This is a genomic window from Streptomyces sp. M-16 (genome assembly GCF_052114405.1).
Lineage (GTDB): Bacteria > Actinomycetota > Actinomycetes > Streptomycetales > Streptomycetaceae > Streptomyces.
The window spans coordinates 1-16204 of the sequence record NZ_JBFRER010000154.1; the positions used below are offsets into that span (position 1 = coordinate 1).

The window sequence follows — 16204 nt, forward strand, 5'->3', positions numbered from 1 at the left end:
ACGAGGTGGCGGGCGACCGCGCGGCCCAGGACGCCGGTGCCACCGGTGACCAGGACCGTGCCGCCCTCGGTGAAGGACAGCCCGTCCCCGTTCGGTTCGGGCCGGGCCCGGAGCAGGCGCGGGACCCGGGCCGCTCCCCCGCGCACCGCCAGCTGCGGTTCCGCGGAGGTGAGGTGGGGGGTCGGGTCGGCGTCCTCGTCCAGGTCCAGGAGGTGGAAGCGGCCGGGGTGCTCCGACTGCGCCGAGCGCACCAGACCCCACACGGCCGCACCCGCCCGGTCGCGCACGTCCTCGCCGACCGCGCCGCGGGTGACGAACACCAGGCGGTCCTCCCCGGCGTCGGCCAGGGACCCCTGGAGGGCTTCCAGGGCCCGGCCCAGGGCGGGGCGGACGCCGTCGGAGGTGTCCACCTCGTACGCCCTGCCCGCGGGCAGGGGCTCGCCCGCCGGGGCCGCCGCCCAGTCCAGGGCGAAGAGGGTGTCGGCGGTCCGGGTCGTCCCGCCCGGGGTCATCGGGCGCAGTGTGAGGGAGGCGACGGTGGCGACCGGCAGGCCGCTCTCGTCGGTGGCGGTCAGGGCGACCGCGTCCTCGCCGGCCGGGCTCAGCCGGACGCGCAGGCTGCGGGCGCCGGTGGCGTGCAGGGCGACCTCGCGCCAGGCGAACGGCAGGCGGGCCCCACCGCCGGCGGGGAGCAGGCTGCCCGTCCCGGCGGCCTGGAGGGCGGCGTCGAGGAGGGCCGGGTGAAGGCCGAAGCGGCCCGCGGCCTCCTGGCGTTCGGGGTCGAGGGCGACCTCGGCGTACACCTCGTCGCCGAGCCGCCAGGCGGCGCGCAGGCCCTGGAAGGCGGGCCCGTAGGCGAATCCGGCGTCGGCCAGGCGCGGGTAGAAGGGGTCCAGGTCGACGGCCTCGGCGCCGGCGGGGGGCCAGGTGTCGCCGAGGCCGGTGTCCGCGGTGGCGGTGGCGGCCGGGGCGAGGACGCCCTCGGCGTGCCGGGTCCAGGCGCCGTCCTCGTGGCGGGCGTACGCGGTGAGGGTGCGGCGGCCGTCCGGGTCGGCGGGGCCGACGGCCAGCTGGACCTGGACGCCGCCCCGCTCGGGCAGCGCCAGCGGGGCGTGCAGGGTCAGTTCCTCCAGCAGGCCGCAGCCGACCTGGTCGCCGGCCCGTACGGCGAGTTCCACGAAGGCGGTGCCGGGCAGCAGGACCGTGCCGGCGACGGCGTGGTCGGCCAGCCAGGGCTGCGCGGACAGCGACAGGCGTCCGGTGAACAGGAGGTCGTCGGAGGCGGCGACCGTCACCATGGCGCCGAGGAGGGGGTGGCCGGCCGGGTCCAGGCCCGCCGAGGTCACGTCGCCGGCCCCGGGGGTGCCCTTGAGCCAGTAGCGCTCGCGCTGGAAGGCGTACGTGGGCAGGTCGACGCGGCGTGCGCCGGGGTACACGGCGTCCCAGTCCACCGTGACGCCCCGGGCGTGGGTCTCGGCGAGGGCCCTGGTGTAGGAGGTCGGCTCGGGCTGGTCGCGGCGCAGGGCCGTGCTCCAGCGGATGCCGGTGTCCTCGTCGAGGCAGTCCTGTCCCATGGCGGTGAGCACGCCGTCGGGGCCGAGTTCCAGGAAGGTGGTGACGCCGTGGTCGGCGAGGGTGCGGACGCCGTCGTGGAAGCGGACCGCCTGGCGTACGTGGCGCACCCAGTACTCGGGTTCGCAGAGCTCTTCGGCGGTGGCGACGCGGCCGGTGACGTTCGAGACGACGGGGATGGTGGGCGGGCGGAAGGTCAGGCGGGAGACGACACCGCGGAAGGTGTCCAGCATCGGTTCCATGAGCAGGGAGTGGAACGCGTGGCTGACCTTGAGCCGCTTGGTGCGGTGGCCGGCGGCGGCGAGCTGTCCGGCGGCGGCGAGGACGGCGCTCTCGGTGCCGGAGACGACCACGGACCGCGGCCCGTTGACGGCGGCGATGTCGACGCCGGGGGCGAGGAGGGCGCGGACCGTCTCCTCGGGTGCCTCCACCGCGACCATGGCGCCGCCCTCGGGCAGCGCCTGCATGAGCCGGCCGCGGGCGGCGACGAGGGCGGCGGCGTCGGCGAGCGGGAGCATGCCCGACACGTGGGCGGCGACCAGTTCGCCCACCGAGTGCCCGAGGAGGAAGTCGGGGCGCAGGCCGTGGCTCTCGGCGAGGCGGAAGAGGGCCGTTTCGAGGGCGAAGAGGCCGGCCTGGGTGTACTCGGTGCGGTCCAGGAGCGGGGAGCCGTCGAAGACGACGTCCCGGACGGGGGTGTCGAAGTACCGGTCGAGGTGGGCGCAGGCCTGGTCGAAGGCGTCGGCGAAGACGGGGTGCGCGGCGTGCAGTTCGCGTCCCATGCCGGGGCGCTGGGCGCCCTGGCCGGTGAAGAGGAACGCGAGGCGGGGGTCGGGGCGGGCCGTGCCGTGGACCAGGTTCTCGGCGGGTGCGTCGTCGGCCAGGGCGCGCAGGCCCGCGCGGAGCTCGTCCGGGGTGGTGCCGAGGACCGCCGCGCGGTGGGTGAGGGCGGCGCGGGCGGTGGCGAGGGTGTGGGCGGTGTCGGTGAGGGGGGCGCCGTCGGCGGGGTGGCCGGCGGGGTGGTCCAGCAGGGCGCGGGCCTGGGCGCGCAGTGCTTCGGGGCCGCGGGCGGAGAGGGGCCAGGCCACGACCGGGGGCTGCGGGGCCGGTGCGGTCCGCGGACCGTCGTCGGCGGTGTCCGGCCGGTCGTCGGCGGTGTCCGGCTCGGGGCGTTCGAGGATGAGGTGGGCGTTGGTGCCGCTGATGCCGAAGGAGGACACGGCCGCCCGGCGGGGCCGGCCGGTCTCGGGCCAGTCCGTGGTGGCGGTGAGCAGGGAGACGGCTCCGGCGGTCCAGTCGACGTGCGGGGTGGGCTCGTCGACGTGCAGGGTGCGGGGCAGGACGCCGTGGCGCATCGCCTCGACCATCTTGATGACGCCCGCCACGCCCGCGGCGGCCTGGGTGTGGCCGAGGTTGGACTTGACGGAGCCCAGCAGGAGCGGTCGGTCGGTGGGGGTGCGGTCCTGGCCGTAGGTGGCGAGCAGGGCCTGGGCTTCGATGGGGTCGCCGAGGGTGGTGCCGGTGCCGTGGGCCTCGACGGCGTCGACCTCGCGTGCGGTCAGGCGGGCCTGTTCCAGGGCCTGGCGGATGACGCGCTGCTGGGAGGGGCCGTTGGGGACGGTGAGGCCGCTGCTGGCGCCGTCCTGGTTGACGGCGGAGCCGCGGATGACGGCGAGGACCCGGTGGCCGTGGCGGCGGGCGTCGGAGAGCCGTTCCAGCAGGAGCAGACCGGCGCCCTCGCCCCAGCCGGTGCCGTCGGCGGCGGCGGCGAAGGGCTTGCAGCGGCCGTCGGGGGCGAGGCCCCGCTGCTGGCTGAAATCGACGAACAGGTCGGGGTTGGCCATGACGGTGACCCCGCCGGCCAGGGCCAGGGTGCATTCGCCCTGGCGCAGGGCCTGGGCGGCGAGGTGGAGGGCGACGAGGGAGGACGAGCAGGCCGTGTCGATGGTGACGGCGGGCCCCTCCAGGCCCATGACGTAGGAGACGCGGCCGGAGGCGACGCTGCCGGCGTTTCCGCTGCCGAGGTAGACCTCGACGCCTTCGGGCAGGTCGCGGGGGCCGGTGGCGTAGTCGTGGTGCATGACGCCCGCGAAGACGCCGGTGCGGCTGCCGCGCAGCGTGGTGGGGTCGAGGCCGGCGCGTTCGAAGGCCTCCCAGGCGGTTTCGAGGAGGAGCCGCTGCTGGGGGTCCATGGCGAGGGCCTCGCGGGGCGAGATCCCGAAGAAGCCGGCGTCGAACTCGGCGGCGCCGTCGAGGAAGCCGCCGTCGCGGACGTAGCTGGTGCCCTGGTGGTCGGGGTCGGGGTGGTAGATGCCGTCGAGGTCCCAGCCGCGGTCGGCGGGGAAGCCGGCGACGGCGTCGCGGCCCTCGGCGACGAGCTGCCACAGTTCTTCGGGGGTGCGGACGCCGCCGGGGTAGCGGCAGCTCATCGACACGATCGCGATCGGTTCGGGTTCCTCGGCCGAGCGCAGCCGCTCCCGGGTCTGGTGGAGTTCGGCCGTCATCCACCGGAGGTGGTCGAGCATCTTTTCTTCGTTTGTCATGACGTACCGAAACTCCCGTTGATCAGGTCGAAGAGGCTGTCCCCCGGCGGCGGTGGACCGGGTGGGGCGGCCGTCAGCGTCGCGACAGCCCCACGTACTGCTCGGCGAAGTCGGTCGCCGCGGCGGTGGATCCCGTCAGGTGCTCGAAGCGCGCCCGGCGCAGGCCCCGGTCGAAGGGGGTTTCGTCCGGGCCGGTGTGCAGCAGGTCGGTCATCCACCGGGAGAACTCCTGGCCGAGCCAGGCCCGTCGCAGGGCGGTCGCCGAGTAGGCGTCGAGGGCCTCGCGGCGGCCGGTGCCGTACCAGACGGCGAGGGCTCCGGCGAGGAGTTCGGCGTCGGCGACGGCCAGGTTCAGTCCCTTCGCGGCGCTGGGCGGAACGATGTGGGCCGCGTCGCCGAGGAGGAAGAGCCGTCCGTGCTGCATGGGTGCGCAGACGAAGCTGCGCAGCGGGACGAGGGTGCGTTCGAGGACGGGTCCGGTGGGCAGGGTGCCGGTGCCGCCGGTGAGGCGGAGGTCGAGCTCGGCCCAGATGTCCTCGTCGGAGCGGGTGTCGGCGCTCTCGCCGGGCGGGACCTGGAGGTAGAGGCGGCTGACGGTGCTGGAGCGCATGCTCTGCAGGGCGAAGCCGCGCTCGCCGACGGCGTAGACGAGTTCGGGGGACAGGGGCGGGGCGGCCGCGAGGACGCCCAGCCAGGCGTACGGGTAGGTGTGGGTGGCGGTGGTGAGGGAGGCGGTGGGTACGGCGGTGCGGCTGACGCCGTGGAAGCCGTCGCAGCCCGCCACGAAGTCGCAGGTGATCTCGGTGGGGCGGCCGTCGAGGGTGCAGGTGACGGTCGCGCCGTCGCCGGCGAGCCGGTCCACTTCGACGTCGTCGACGTCGAAGTGGAGGGCTCCGGCGGTGGCGGTGCGGGCGGCGATGAGGTCCTTGACGACCTCCTGCTGTCCGTACATCCACACGGATTCCCCGGTGAGCTTGGTGAAGGGGAGGCGGTGGGTCTCCCCTTCGACGCGCAGCTCGAAGCCCTCGTGGACCAGGCCCTCCCGGTCGAGGCGGGCGGCCACGCCGGCCCGGCGCAGGGCTTCGACGGTGCCCTGTTCCAGGAGGCCGGCCCGGACGCGCCGTTCGACGTGGTCGCGGCCGCGGCGTTCCAGGACGACGCAGTCGATGCCGTTCAGTTCGAGGAGCCGGGCGAGCAGCAGGCCGGCGGGGCCGGCTCCGATGACGCAGACCGGGGTGTGGATCCGCTGGGGGGCGCCGGTCACGGGCTCACCGTTCCGGCCGGGTCGACGCGGACGGTCGCGGTGAGGGGGAGGTCTTCGCAGGAACGGCCGACGGAGACGGTGCGCGGGCCGGCGGCGACGGTCCAGGCGCCGGTGTCGGTGTTCCAGTACTCGAAGCGGCGGGTGTCGAGGGCGATCTCGACGGTGGCGGACGCTCCGGGCTCCAGGTGGGCGGACGCGTAGCCGGCGAGGGCCTTGGGGGCCTGGGGTGCGGTGACCTCGGGGCTGCTGCCGAGGTAGACCTGGACGGTTTCGCGGCCGGCCCGGTCGCCGGTGTTGCGCACGGTGCAGGAGACGGTCAGGTCGCGGCCGTCGGCGGTGAGGCGGAGGTCCTCGTAGGCGAAGGTGGTGTAGCTGAGGCCGTGCCCGAAGGGGAACAGGGGGGCGACGTCGTGCTCGTCGTGCCAGCGGTAGCCGACGAAGATGCCTTCCTGGTACTCGACGCGGCCGTCGACGCCGGGGTAGCGCAGCGGGTCGCCGGCGACCGCGGTGTGGTCGGCGTCGACGGGGAAGCTCTGGGTGAGTTTGCCGCTGGGGTTGGCGTCGCCGAAGAGGAGGGCGTCGGTGGCCTCGGCGCCCATCTCGCCGGGGTACCAGACGTCCAGGACGGCGGCGACGTCGTCGAGCCAGGGCATCGTCGGGGACGAGCCGGTGTTGAGCACGACGACGGTGTTGGGGTTGGCCTTCGCGACGGCGGTGATCAGGGTGTCCTGGAGGCCGGGCAGGGCGAGGGCGGGGCGGTCGATGAGCTCGGCCAGCTCGTCGTAGGCGAAGACGACCGCGGCCTGTGCGCCGCGCGCGGCCTCGACGGCCTCCTCGATGTCGGCCCGCGCCTGCTCGGGGGTGATCCAGCCGAGGGTGAGGTGGACGGGGTTGGTGGGCATCGGCAGGGCGGACAGGACCAGCTTGTAGGTGCCGGGGAGGAGGTCGACGGTGAGGCCGGCCGTGTCGCCGAAGGAGCTGCCGGCGAAGACGCGGGGGTGGCCTTCGAGGTCGATGGCCGCGTAGCCGCCGAGTGCCGTGACGGCGATGCGGTAGCGGCCCTCCGTCTCGATGGTCAGTTCGCCCTCGTAGAAGTAGTCGGGCTCGGTGGAGGGGCCGGCCGGGACCTCGCCCTCGTGGAAGGCGGGGACGAGGGCCGACGCGGGGATGGGGCGGCCGGCCGGGTCCTCGCCGACGCGGAACTCGACGGCGTCCTCGCCGAGGCGGGTGCGCAGCACGTCGAGGGGGGTGGCGGCGTGCTCCGGGACGACGAGGGCGCTGCCGACTCCGGCGGTCTTGGGGGTGACGGCGGGCCTGCCGATGACGGCGAGGCCGTGGGCGGCGCGGCCCGGCTCGGTGAGCTTGTCCGCGGACAGCGGCAGGACGCCCCGGGGGTTGTGCAGGAGCACCGATCCGGCGGTGGCCACTTCCAGGGCGAGGGCGCGGCCCCGCTCGGGGTCGCGGGCGGGCTGCTCGCGGGGGGCGTCGGTGTCGAGGAGGCCGAAGCGGGCCATCTGGCCGACGATGCGGGCGACCGCGCGGTCCAGGACGGTCTCGTCGACGCGGCCCTCGGTGATGGCCTCGCGCAGCGGGGCGCCGAGGTGGGCGCCGTCGGGCATCTCCTGGTCGAGGCCGCGCTCGATGGCGACGGTGTCGTGGACGGCGTCCCAGTCGGACATCACCCAGCCCTCGAAGCCCCATTCGTCGCGCAGGACCGTGGTCAGGAGGGTTTCGTTCTCGCAGCTGGGGTGGCCGTTGACGCCGTTGGTGGCGCCCATGAGGGCGCCCGCGCCGGCCTGGACGGCGGCCTCGAAGGCGGGGAACTCGATCTCGCGGAGGGTCCGTTCGTCGACGACGGTGTCGACGGCCATCCGGTTCTCTTCCTGGTTGTTGGCCGCGAAGTGCTTGGGCATGGCGATGACGCCCTGCGACTGGATGCCGTTGATCACGGCGGTGCCGATGGCGGTGACCAGGAGCGGGTCCTCGCCGTACAGCTCGAAGTTGCGTCCGCCGAAGGGCTGACGCAGCACGTTGATCATGGGGCCGATGAGGACGTCCTGGCGCTTGGCGCGGGCCTCGTGGCCGAGGTACTCGCCGTAGCGGGCGGCCAGTTCCTCGTCGAAGGTGCAGGACAGGGCGATGGGGGCGGGCAGCGCGGTGGTGGTCTTGCGCTTCATGCGGACGCCGGCCGGGCCGTCGGTCATCCGCAGCTCCGGGATGCCGAGGCGGGGGACGCCGGGGATGTACCCGGACTGGCCGAGGCGCTCGGGGTCGTCGGAGCCGTGGACGAAGGTGAGCTTCTCGTCGAGGGTCATGGCCTGGACGAGCGCGGTCACGTCGACGGGGGTCTGCGGGGTCATCGGGGGTCACTTCCGGTTCGTGTCGCGGCGGGCGGGGTGGTGTCCGGGCGGGCCGCCAGCAGGGCGCGGGCGGGGGCGTCGGCCTTGAGGAGCATTTCGTCGTACTCGTCGTGGGGGTCGGAGCCGAGCACGACGGCGCCGCCGGCGCCGATCCGCCAGCGCCCGTCCGCGAGGACCATGGTCCGGATGACGATGTTGAGGTCGGTGGTGCCGTTGCAGGCGAGGAAGCCGATGGCGCCGGAGTAGATGCCGCGGGCGCGGCCCTCCAGGGACTCGATGATCTCCAGGGTGCGCTGCTTGGGCGCGCCGGTCATCGAGCCGCCGGGGAAGCCGGCGCGGACGCAGTCGATGGCGTCGTTGCCGTCCTTGAGGGTGCCGCGGATGGTGGAGACGAGCTGGTGGACGGTGGCGTAGCTCTCGGCGGCCATCAGGACGGGCACGTGGACCGAGCCGACCTCGCAGACGCGGCCGAGGTCGTTGCGCATCAGGTCGACGATCATCAGGTTCTCGGCGCGGGTCTTCGCGCTGGAGACGAGTTCCCGGCGGACGCGGTCGTCCTCGGCGGGGGTCGCCCCGCGCGGGGCCGTGCCCTTGATCGGCTTGGCCTCGACGACCCGGTCCGCGGTGATCTTCAGGAAGCGTTCCGGGGAGGAGCAGGCCACCTCGGTGTCGTCGAGCCGCAGGTAGGCGGCGTACGGCGCGGGGTTGGTCCGGCGCAGCCGGCGGTAGGTGGTGAAGCCGTCGTCGACGGCGGGGAGCTCGGCGACGTTGGTCAGGCAGATCTCGTAGCTCTCGCCGGCGGTCAGGTACTCCTGGCTGCGCAGGACGTCCCGGACGTAGGCGTCCCGGCCGCGGGAGAGCCGGGGCTCGACGGAGACGGTGCGGGGGCCGTCGGCGGGGGGCGCCGGGGGCGTCTGCCGGGCGAGGGCGTCGGCGGTGTCGGCGAGCCAGCGGGTGGCGTCGGCGGGGCCGGCCGGATCGGTGGCGAGGGAGAGGGCGAGGAGGTAGGTGCGGTCCTCCTGGTGGTCGACCGCCAGGAAACGGTCCGCGAAGATCCAGACGGCGTCCGGGGTCGGGGCGGAGTACCGGTTGGGGGAGCCGCAGTCGCCCTTGAGTTCGTAGCCGAAGTAGCCGACGTAGCCGCCGGTGAAGTCGAAGGGCAGCGGCGGGGCGTCGATCACCCGGCGGGCGAGTTCCCGCTGGAGGTAGTCGAAGACGGACTCGCGGTGGTCGGCCGGGGTGGCGGAGGCGACCTCGACGACGCCCTCGTCGACCCGGTAGCGGACGGTCTCGGCGAGGGGGCCGGTGGCGTCGCCCAGGAAGGAGAAGCGGGACAGGCCGGGCTCCACGCGGGCGCTGTCGAGCCAGAACGCGTGCCGGGAGCCGGCGAAGAGGCCGGCGAACGCGGTCTCGGTGTCCACCGCCGTGTCCAGTTCGGCCACGTGCAGGGTGTAGTGCGTACGGTCCCCGTCCCCGGCGGCGGGGCGGGCGAGCGGCGCCGGCGCCGGCGCGGTCCGCGTACCGGCGGACGGGGCGGGGGCGTCCTGGGCGTCGGCGTCCTGGATGCGGGGGGCCTGGGCGTCCGCGTGCTGGGCGCGGGCGGCCGGGGCAGCGGCGTGGGAGGCCGGCCGGCCGCCGGTGCGTTCGGCGCGGTCGGCCAGCGTCAGGTCACGGAAGTTGGCCAGCATCCGGCGGCCGTACTCGGTCTCGATGGACTCCGGGTGGAACTGCACGCCCCAGCGGGGCATCAGCCGGTGGCGCAGCGCCATGACGACGCCGTCCTCGGACCAGGCGGTGGCCTGGAGGTCGGAGGGCAGCGGCTGGGCCACGCACAGGGAGTGGTAGCGCACGGCGCCGAACTCCTCGGGGATGCCCGCGAACAGTTCGTCGCCGTCGTGCCGCACCCGGGCGACCTCGCCGTGCACCGGCACGGGGGCGGGCACGACCTCGCCGCCCGCCCACACGGCGAGCCCCTGGTGGCCGAGGCAGACTCCCAGGACCGGGACGCTCGCCTTGATCAGGACGTCCCGGGAGACGCCGAAGTCGCGGGAGCGCGCCGGGTGGCCGGGGCCGGGCGAGATGACGATGTTGTCGAAGCCGTCGAGGTCCAGGTCGGCGACGGCGGCCGCGTCGTTGGCGATGACGACGGGCTCCCGGCCGTTCACCTCGGCCAGCAGCTGGAACAGGTTGTAGGTGTACGAGTCGTGGTTGTCGATGAGGAGGGTCCGCATGGGGCTCACCTGCTTCGTGAGGGGGTCAGCGGCCGGGACACCAGCCGGTCCAGGTGGCCCAGGGACTCGGCCGGCCGGTGGGCGGCGGCGAGGTGGGCCAGGTGGCCGTCGGGACGGACCAGGGCGATCACCGGCTGTCGGCCGAACAGCGGGCCGATCGCGGCGCGCCCCGACGGCGACAGTCGTGCGAGGTCGTGGACGGCGAGGCGGTCCGCGAGGACGCGGCGGGCGCCGTCGGCCACGGTCTGCCAGTCGGCGGCCGGCCGGCGGCCGGGCCAGAGCAGCGCGATGTGCTCCCGCTGGTCGAGGACGGGGGCCCCGGCGTGCTGCCGGGTCCGGTGGAAGAACGGGAGCCGGTCTCCGGGGCGGGCCCTGCGGTGCAGCGCGGAGCGCCACAGCGGTTCGTCGCCCGCCGCGTAGCCGAGGCCGACCTGGCTCATCAGGGGGGCCGCGACGTGGCGCAGGAGGCCGGTGCGGTGGGCGGCGGCCACCTTCAGGTCGCGCAGGCGGCGGTCGCGGGGGGTGGGCGGGCCGGAGAGTTCCATCTCGGTGCGGATGACGGTGCGGACCTGCTCGACGGCCTTGCGGCGTTCGGTGTCGTACGTGTCGACGATCCGCTCGTCCCAGTCGCCGCGCACGACGCCGGCGAGCTTCCAGCCGAGGTTGAGGGCGTCCTGGAGGCCGAGGTTGAGGCCCTGGCCGCCGAGGGGGACGACCGAGTGGGCGGCGTCGCCGACGAGCACGACCCGGCCCTCGCGGAACCGTTCGGCGACCCCGGGACGCGGGTGGTAGGTGCGGGTCCACAGGGGTTCGCCGAGGCGGTACGGCAGGCTGGTGCGCTCGTCGACCATCCGCTGCCAGTCCGCCAGGGGGCGGTCCGACCAGTCGGTTTCACCGGGAGCGACGATGGTGGCGAGGCGGCAGACGCCGTCGGGGAGGTGGACCAGCGGCAGCAGCCCGCTGTCGGCGTAGTGGTACTCGACGGTGGAGACGCGCGGCCCGGTGACGGGGAAGTCCCCGAGCGCGATGCCGAGCGGGAAGGGGATGCCGGGGTAGGGGATGCCGAGGAGCCGGCGGGTGACGCTGCCCGCGCCGTCGGCGCCGATCAGCCAGCCCGTCTCCACCTGTTCGGTGCGGCCGTCGGCGTGGCGCAGGGTGGCGGTGGGGAGCGGGCCGGAGGTGTCGAGCGCGGTCAGCTCGGCCCCGTACTCGATGGTGCCGCCCAGTTCGGTGAGGCGGCGGTGCAGCAGCACCTCCAGCTCGCTCTGGACGATGCCGAGTCCGTACGGGCGGGCCGCGCCCAGCTTCGTCATCGGGACGGTGCCCAGGCGGCGTCCGCGGGAGAAGAAGCTGACGTCGTCGGCCCGGAAGCCGCGGGAGACGAGCTCGTCGGCGATGCCGGTCTTCTCCAGGAGTTCCAGCACCCGGGGCCAGATCATCACGGCGCGGGAGTGCGGGTCGAACTCCTCCTGCGGGGGCTTGGCGTCGACGATCCGTACGGGCACGGACTGCTGGAGGAGGTCGCAGGCCAGGAGGGTGCCGACGGCGCCCGCGCCGACGATGAGAACGCTCTGTCCGGTCATATCGCGGCCGCCTTCGTCTGCGGGGCGGGGCCGGTGCCCGCCAGGTGTGCCTCGATCGCCGCGGCCGCGGCGGCGGCGCCGCCCGCGTCCTGGCTCAGCCGCCGGAAGCGAGCCGCCGTGGCGGCGATCGCGGTGTCGGTGGTGACGGCCCGTACGGCCGCCCGCAGCCGCTCGGCGGTGGCGTCCGCCGGGTCGAGGCGCAGGCCCAGGCCCAGCTCGACGACCCGGTCGGCGATGATCTCCTGTTCGACCATCTGCGGGACGACGACCATGGGCGTGCCGAAGGAGAGGGCTTCCATCGTGCTGCCCATGCCGCCGTGGGTGACGAACGCGGCGGCCTGGGCGAGGACGGACAGCTGGGGGACGCTGCGGTGCACCTCGCAGTGCGGCGGGAGGGTGCCGAGGTCCGCCGGGTCGGCCTGCTGCCCGATGGACAGCACCAGGTGCAGGCCGCTGTCGGCGAACGCCTCGACGCAGGTCCGGTAGAAGGAGGTGGCGCGGTTGAAGACGGTGCCGAGGGAGACGAAGACAACCGGGCGGTCCGTGTCCCGCGGGTGCCAGGTGCCTTCGGCCTCCCGGCCGCCCAGGCTGGGCCCGACGAAGCGGTAGTGCTCCCCGAAGGCGGCCGCCTCGGGCTGGAACTCCCTGGGCAGGAAGGCCAGGTTGAGTTCCTCCTCGAAGTCCATGAACTCCTCGGCGCCGACCCCGTCGAGGCCGGCCGCGGCGAGGAACTCCGCCAGGCGTTCGTCGAACGCGGCGCCGTTGGCCTCGTGGGCGGCGGAGCGGCCGGTGCGGGCCAGCATCGCGTCCATCAGCGCGTAGGAGCGGCTGGAGGCGAGGGAGGGGAAGAACTGGACGGCGCGCGCGCCCCACCGGCGGGCCAGGGCGCGCCCGGCGAACGGCACCGTGTTGTCGTAGACGACGACGTCGGGGCGGTCGGCGCCGACGAAGGACTCCGCGAGGGCGATGCGGTCCGCGCTGCCGTGCAGGAAGAAGAGGGGCAGGGCGCTCGGGTCGTTCTCGGCGAAGGCGCTCGGCGACTGGCCGGGCGAGGTGGCGACGTCGTAGCGGCACACCTGCGCGCCGAGCCGGGTGAGCTGTTCCTCGAAGGCCCGGGTGGTGAAGTAGGTGACCCGGTGACCGCGCGAGACCAGCTCGGCGACGATGCCCAGGGTGGGCGACACGTGCCCGTGGGCGGCCACGCTGAAAAATGCGATGTGTGCCATCTGTTCCTCGGGGTGCGGTGGGGGCGAAGGGGGCGGGGACGCGCGGTGCGCGCGCTGCCGGGCCGGCCGTGCGGCTGCCGGGGGGAGACGGCTCAGAGGCCGATTTCTCCGTTCAGGATGTCGAAGAGCTCCTCGTCGCTGACGTCGTCGACATCGGTGGCGGCCGGTGGCCGGACCGGGCCGCCGACCTGGGCGAGCAGGGCGCGCAGCCGGTCCTCCAGGTAGCGGGTCGTGACGGGGTCGGGTGCGCCGGTGCGCAGGCCCGCCGCGAGGTCGTCGAGCCGGCGGACGACGGCCGGGTCCGGCCGGTCGCCGGCCGGTGCCAGCTCGCGGTCGAGGAACTCGGCCAGGGCGACCGGGCTGGGGTGGTCGAAGACGAGCGTGGGCGAGAGCCGCAGTCCGGTCTCCGCGCCGAGCCGGTTGCGCAGTTCGATGGCGGCCAGCGAGTCCAGTCCCAGTTCCCGGAAGGAGCGTTCCGCCGGTACGTGGGCGGAGGTTCCGTGGCCGAGGACCGATCCGGTCTGGTGGCGGACCAGGTCGACGAGGAGCCTGCGGCGGGTGTCCGCGTCCGCTCCGGCGAGCCTGCGGGCGAACGCGCCGCGCTCGGCGGCGGGCTGCTTGCGGGGCGGGCGGGCGCCGGCCGGGGTGCGGGCCGGGGCGGCGGCCGGCCGGGCGGCGACGAGGTTCGCTGCGTCGGGCAGCGCGAGCGCCGCGTCGAGCAGGGCGAGGGCTTCGGCGTTGGTGAGCGGGACGGTGCCGTGGCGGGCCATGCGGGCGACGGCCTCGGGGCCGAGCCGGCCGGCCATGCCGTGTTCCTCGGCCCAGGGGCCCCACTGGAGGGACTGGGCGGGCAGGCCGAGGGCACGGCGGTGGTGGGCGAAGGCGTCCAGGAAGCCGTTGGCTGCGGCGTAGTTGGCCTGGCCGGGGCTGCCCATGACGGCGGCCGCCGACGAGAAGAGGACGAACGCGTCGAGGGGGGCGCCCTTGGTCAGCTCGTGCAGGGCGACGGCGCCGGAGGCCTTGACCCGGATGACGCGTTCGAACTGTTCCTCCGTCAGGGTGCCGAGCAGTCCGTCGTCGACGACGCCGGCCGCGTGGACGACCGCCTTGAGGGGGCGGTCCGGGGGCAGCGCGGCCAGGGCGGCGGCGAGGGCCTCCCGGTCGGCGACGTCGCACGCGGCGAGCGTCACGCGGGCGCCGAGTCCGCGCAGGGCGGCGACGAGTTCCCCGGCGCGCGGGCCGTCGGCGCCGCTGCGGCTGAGCAGCAGCAGGTCGGTGACGCCGTGGTGGCGTACGAGGTGCTCGGCGACGACCGCGCCGAGGCCACCGGTGCCGCCGGTGATCAGGACGGTGCCGTCGATGGCGGGCGCCGGGGCGGCGGGCGCGGTCCCGGGGGTCGTCGGGCTCTCGGCCCTGCGGACCGGGCGGGGGGCCAGCAGCTTCCCGTCGAGGACGGCGGCCTCCCGCTCGTCCACGGTGAGGGCGCCGGGCAGCGCGGCCCAGGACCGGGGCCGCCCGTCGAGTTCGACGACGAGGAACTTTCCGGGGTGCTCGGCCTGCGCCGTGCGCAGCAGGGCGCGTACGGCTCCTTGGGTCGTGCCGGCCGGGTCGCCGTTCTGGACGACCAGGACGAGCCGGGCCGTCTCCGCGAGCGGGGACTCGGTCCACCGCCGCAGCAGGCCGGCGGTCCGCCAGGACGCCTCGCGGGCGTGGCGGGCCAGGTCGTCCCGGTCGGCCGGCTCGGGCAGGTCCAGCAGGTGCAGGACCGTGGTGGGGGCCTCGGCGGCCCGTTCGAGTGCCGCCAGGTCCGGGTGGGTGGTGACGGGTACGCCGAGCGGTTCGAGCGCGTCGGCCAGGGCGGACATCGGGTCGGGCGTCGGGGCGGACGCCGGGTCGGACGTCGGGGCCAGCGTCGGGGCGGACGCCGGGGCGGGCCCGAGCAGTGCCACGGCGCCGGTGGGCGCGGGGCCCGGCTCCAGCGGCTGCCAGGCGGTCTCCAGCAGGGCCGCGGCGTCGCCCGCGAGGTCCTCCGGGCGCATCCGGCGCAGGGTCAGCGAGGTGACCGAGGCCACCGGTTCGCCCAGCCCGTCGGTGATCTCCAGCGACAGGGTGTCGGCGTCGGTCCGCGTCAGGTGGGCCCGTACCGAGGCCGCGCCCGCCCGGTGGAGGGTCATCCCCTGCCAGGTGAACGGCAGCCGGCCGGCGTCGTCGGACCCGCCGGGCGACTCGATGAAGCCGGTGTGCAGGGCGGCGTCGAACAGGGCGGGGTGGAAGGCGAACCGTGCCGCGTCGTCGGCGTCCGCCGCGGGCAGGGCCACTTCGGCGAAGATCTCGTCGCCCCGGCGCCAGGCGGCCTTCAGGCCCTGGAACGCCGGGCCGTAGTCGAATCCCATGGCGGCGGCGCGGACGTAGGTGTCGCCCGCCTCGACCGGTTCGGCGCCGTCCGGCGGCCACACCGGCGATCCGGCCGACGGGACGGCGGCCGGCCCGGAGCCGGTGAGGATCCCGCTCGCGTGCCGGGTCCAGGCCGCGTCGGGGTCACCGGCCGGCCGCGCGTACACGGCCACCGACCAGGGCCCGGGTTCCCCGTCGGGGTCCGCGGGGGCCAGCACCGTCTGGACCTCGGCCACGGCGGCCTCGGGCAGGCGCAGCGGGGCGAGGACGGTCAGCTCGTCGAGGGTGTCGCAGCCCGCCTCGCGGCCGGCGCGCAGGGCCATCTCCACGAAGGCGGTGCCGGGCACGATCACCGTGCCGTTGACCACGTGGTCGGCCAGCCACGGGTGCGTACGGGCCGACAGGCGGCCGGAGAGGACCACCTCGTCGGAGGCCGCGTGGTCGAGCACGGTGGTGAGCAGCGGGTGCGCGTCCGGCTCGTACGCTCCGGCCGGGCGCGGGCGCGGCCAGTAGCGCTGCCGCTGGAAGGCGTAGCCGGGCACGCCGGGCGAGCGGGTACCGGGGCCGAAGTACGCGGCCCAGTCGGGGTCGGTGCCCCGGGCGAACAGCGCGGCCAGGGCGGCGGCGAGGGTGTGCTCCTCGGCCTGGCGGCGGCGCATGAGGGGGACGAACCCGGTCGCCTCGGCGGCGGCCTCGGTGACGCACTGCTGGGCCATCGCGGTCAGGACGGCGTCGGGGCCGATCTCCAGGTACGTACGGACGCCGGCGGCCTCCAGGTGGAGGACGGCGTCGCGGAAGCGGACGGCTTCGCGGACGTGGCGCACCCAGTAGGCGGGGGAGGTCAGTTCCCCGGCGGTGGCGAGGGTGCCCGTGAGGGTGGATACGACCGGGATCGCCGGAGCCGCATAGGTCAGGGACTCGGCGACCTCGCGGAACGCCTCCAGCATCGGCTCCATCAGCGGGGAGTGGAAGGCGTGCGAGACCGTGAGGCGCTTGGTCTTGTGACCCCGCTCGGCCAGCTGCCCGGCCAC

6 protein-coding genes and 1 pseudogene are annotated in these 16204 nt (G+C 75.3%); all 7 read right to left on the reverse strand.

Translation table 11 applies throughout. The features are described 5' to 3' along the window. Positions 1-4115: pseudogene (locus tag AB4039_RS38235) on the reverse strand (type I polyketide synthase); the annotation flags it as partial. Positions 4116-4188: 73 nt separating this feature from the next. Further along, positions 4189-5379 (reverse strand): 4-hydroxybenzoate 3-monooxygenase, encoded by a 1191-nt coding sequence (locus AB4039_RS38240; protein ID WP_266844978.1) that lies wholly within the window; start codon positions 5377-5379, stop codon positions 4189-4191. Then, complete coding sequence (locus AB4039_RS38245; RefSeq protein WP_266844979.1) at positions 5376-7739, reverse strand: glycoside hydrolase family 3 C-terminal domain-containing protein; 2364 nt, start codon at positions 7737-7739, stop codon at positions 5376-5378. The genes AB4039_RS38240 and AB4039_RS38245 overlap by 4 nt, the downstream gene beginning before the upstream one ends. Further along, complete coding sequence (pabB, locus tag AB4039_RS38250) at positions 7736-9970, reverse strand: aminodeoxychorismate synthase component I (protein WP_442272923.1); 2235 nt, start codon at positions 9968-9970, stop codon at positions 7736-7738. Before pabB ends, AB4039_RS38245 begins: the two co-directional genes overlap by 4 nt. Before the next feature lie 5 nt (positions 9971-9975). After that, positions 9976-11553: an FAD-dependent monooxygenase gene (locus AB4039_RS38255; RefSeq protein WP_442272924.1), complete on the reverse strand. Its 1578-nt coding sequence runs from the start codon at positions 11551-11553 to the stop codon at positions 9976-9978. Beyond that, entirely contained in the window at positions 11550-12779 is a 1230-nt protein-coding gene (locus tag AB4039_RS38260) for a macrolide family glycosyltransferase (RefSeq protein WP_442272925.1), read from the reverse strand. The genes AB4039_RS38255 and AB4039_RS38260 overlap by 4 nt, the downstream gene beginning before the upstream one ends. A 92-nt stretch (positions 12780-12871) precedes the next feature. Beyond that, positions 12872-16204 (reverse strand): SDR family NAD(P)-dependent oxidoreductase (locus tag AB4039_RS38265; protein ID WP_442272926.1); only part of this gene is annotated, 3333 nt, incomplete at its 5' end.

What these genes read in the sequence shown, in the direction of transcription:
- AB4039_RS38245 (WP_266844979.1), bottom strand. Translation starts at nt 7,739, where the DNA reads ATGACCCCGCAGACCCCCGTCGACGTGACCGCGCTCGTCCAGGCCATG.
- pabB (WP_442272923.1), bottom strand. Translation starts at nt 9,970, where the DNA reads ATGCGGACCCTCCTCATCGACAACCACGACTCGTACACCTACAACCTG.
- AB4039_RS38255 (WP_442272924.1), bottom strand. Translation starts at nt 11,553, where the DNA reads ATGACCGGACAGAGCGTTCTCATCGTCGGCGCGGGCGCCGTCGGCACC.
- AB4039_RS38260 (WP_442272925.1), bottom strand. Translation starts at nt 12,779, where the DNA reads ATGGCACACATCGCATTTTTCAGCGTGGCCGCCCACGGGCACGTGTCG.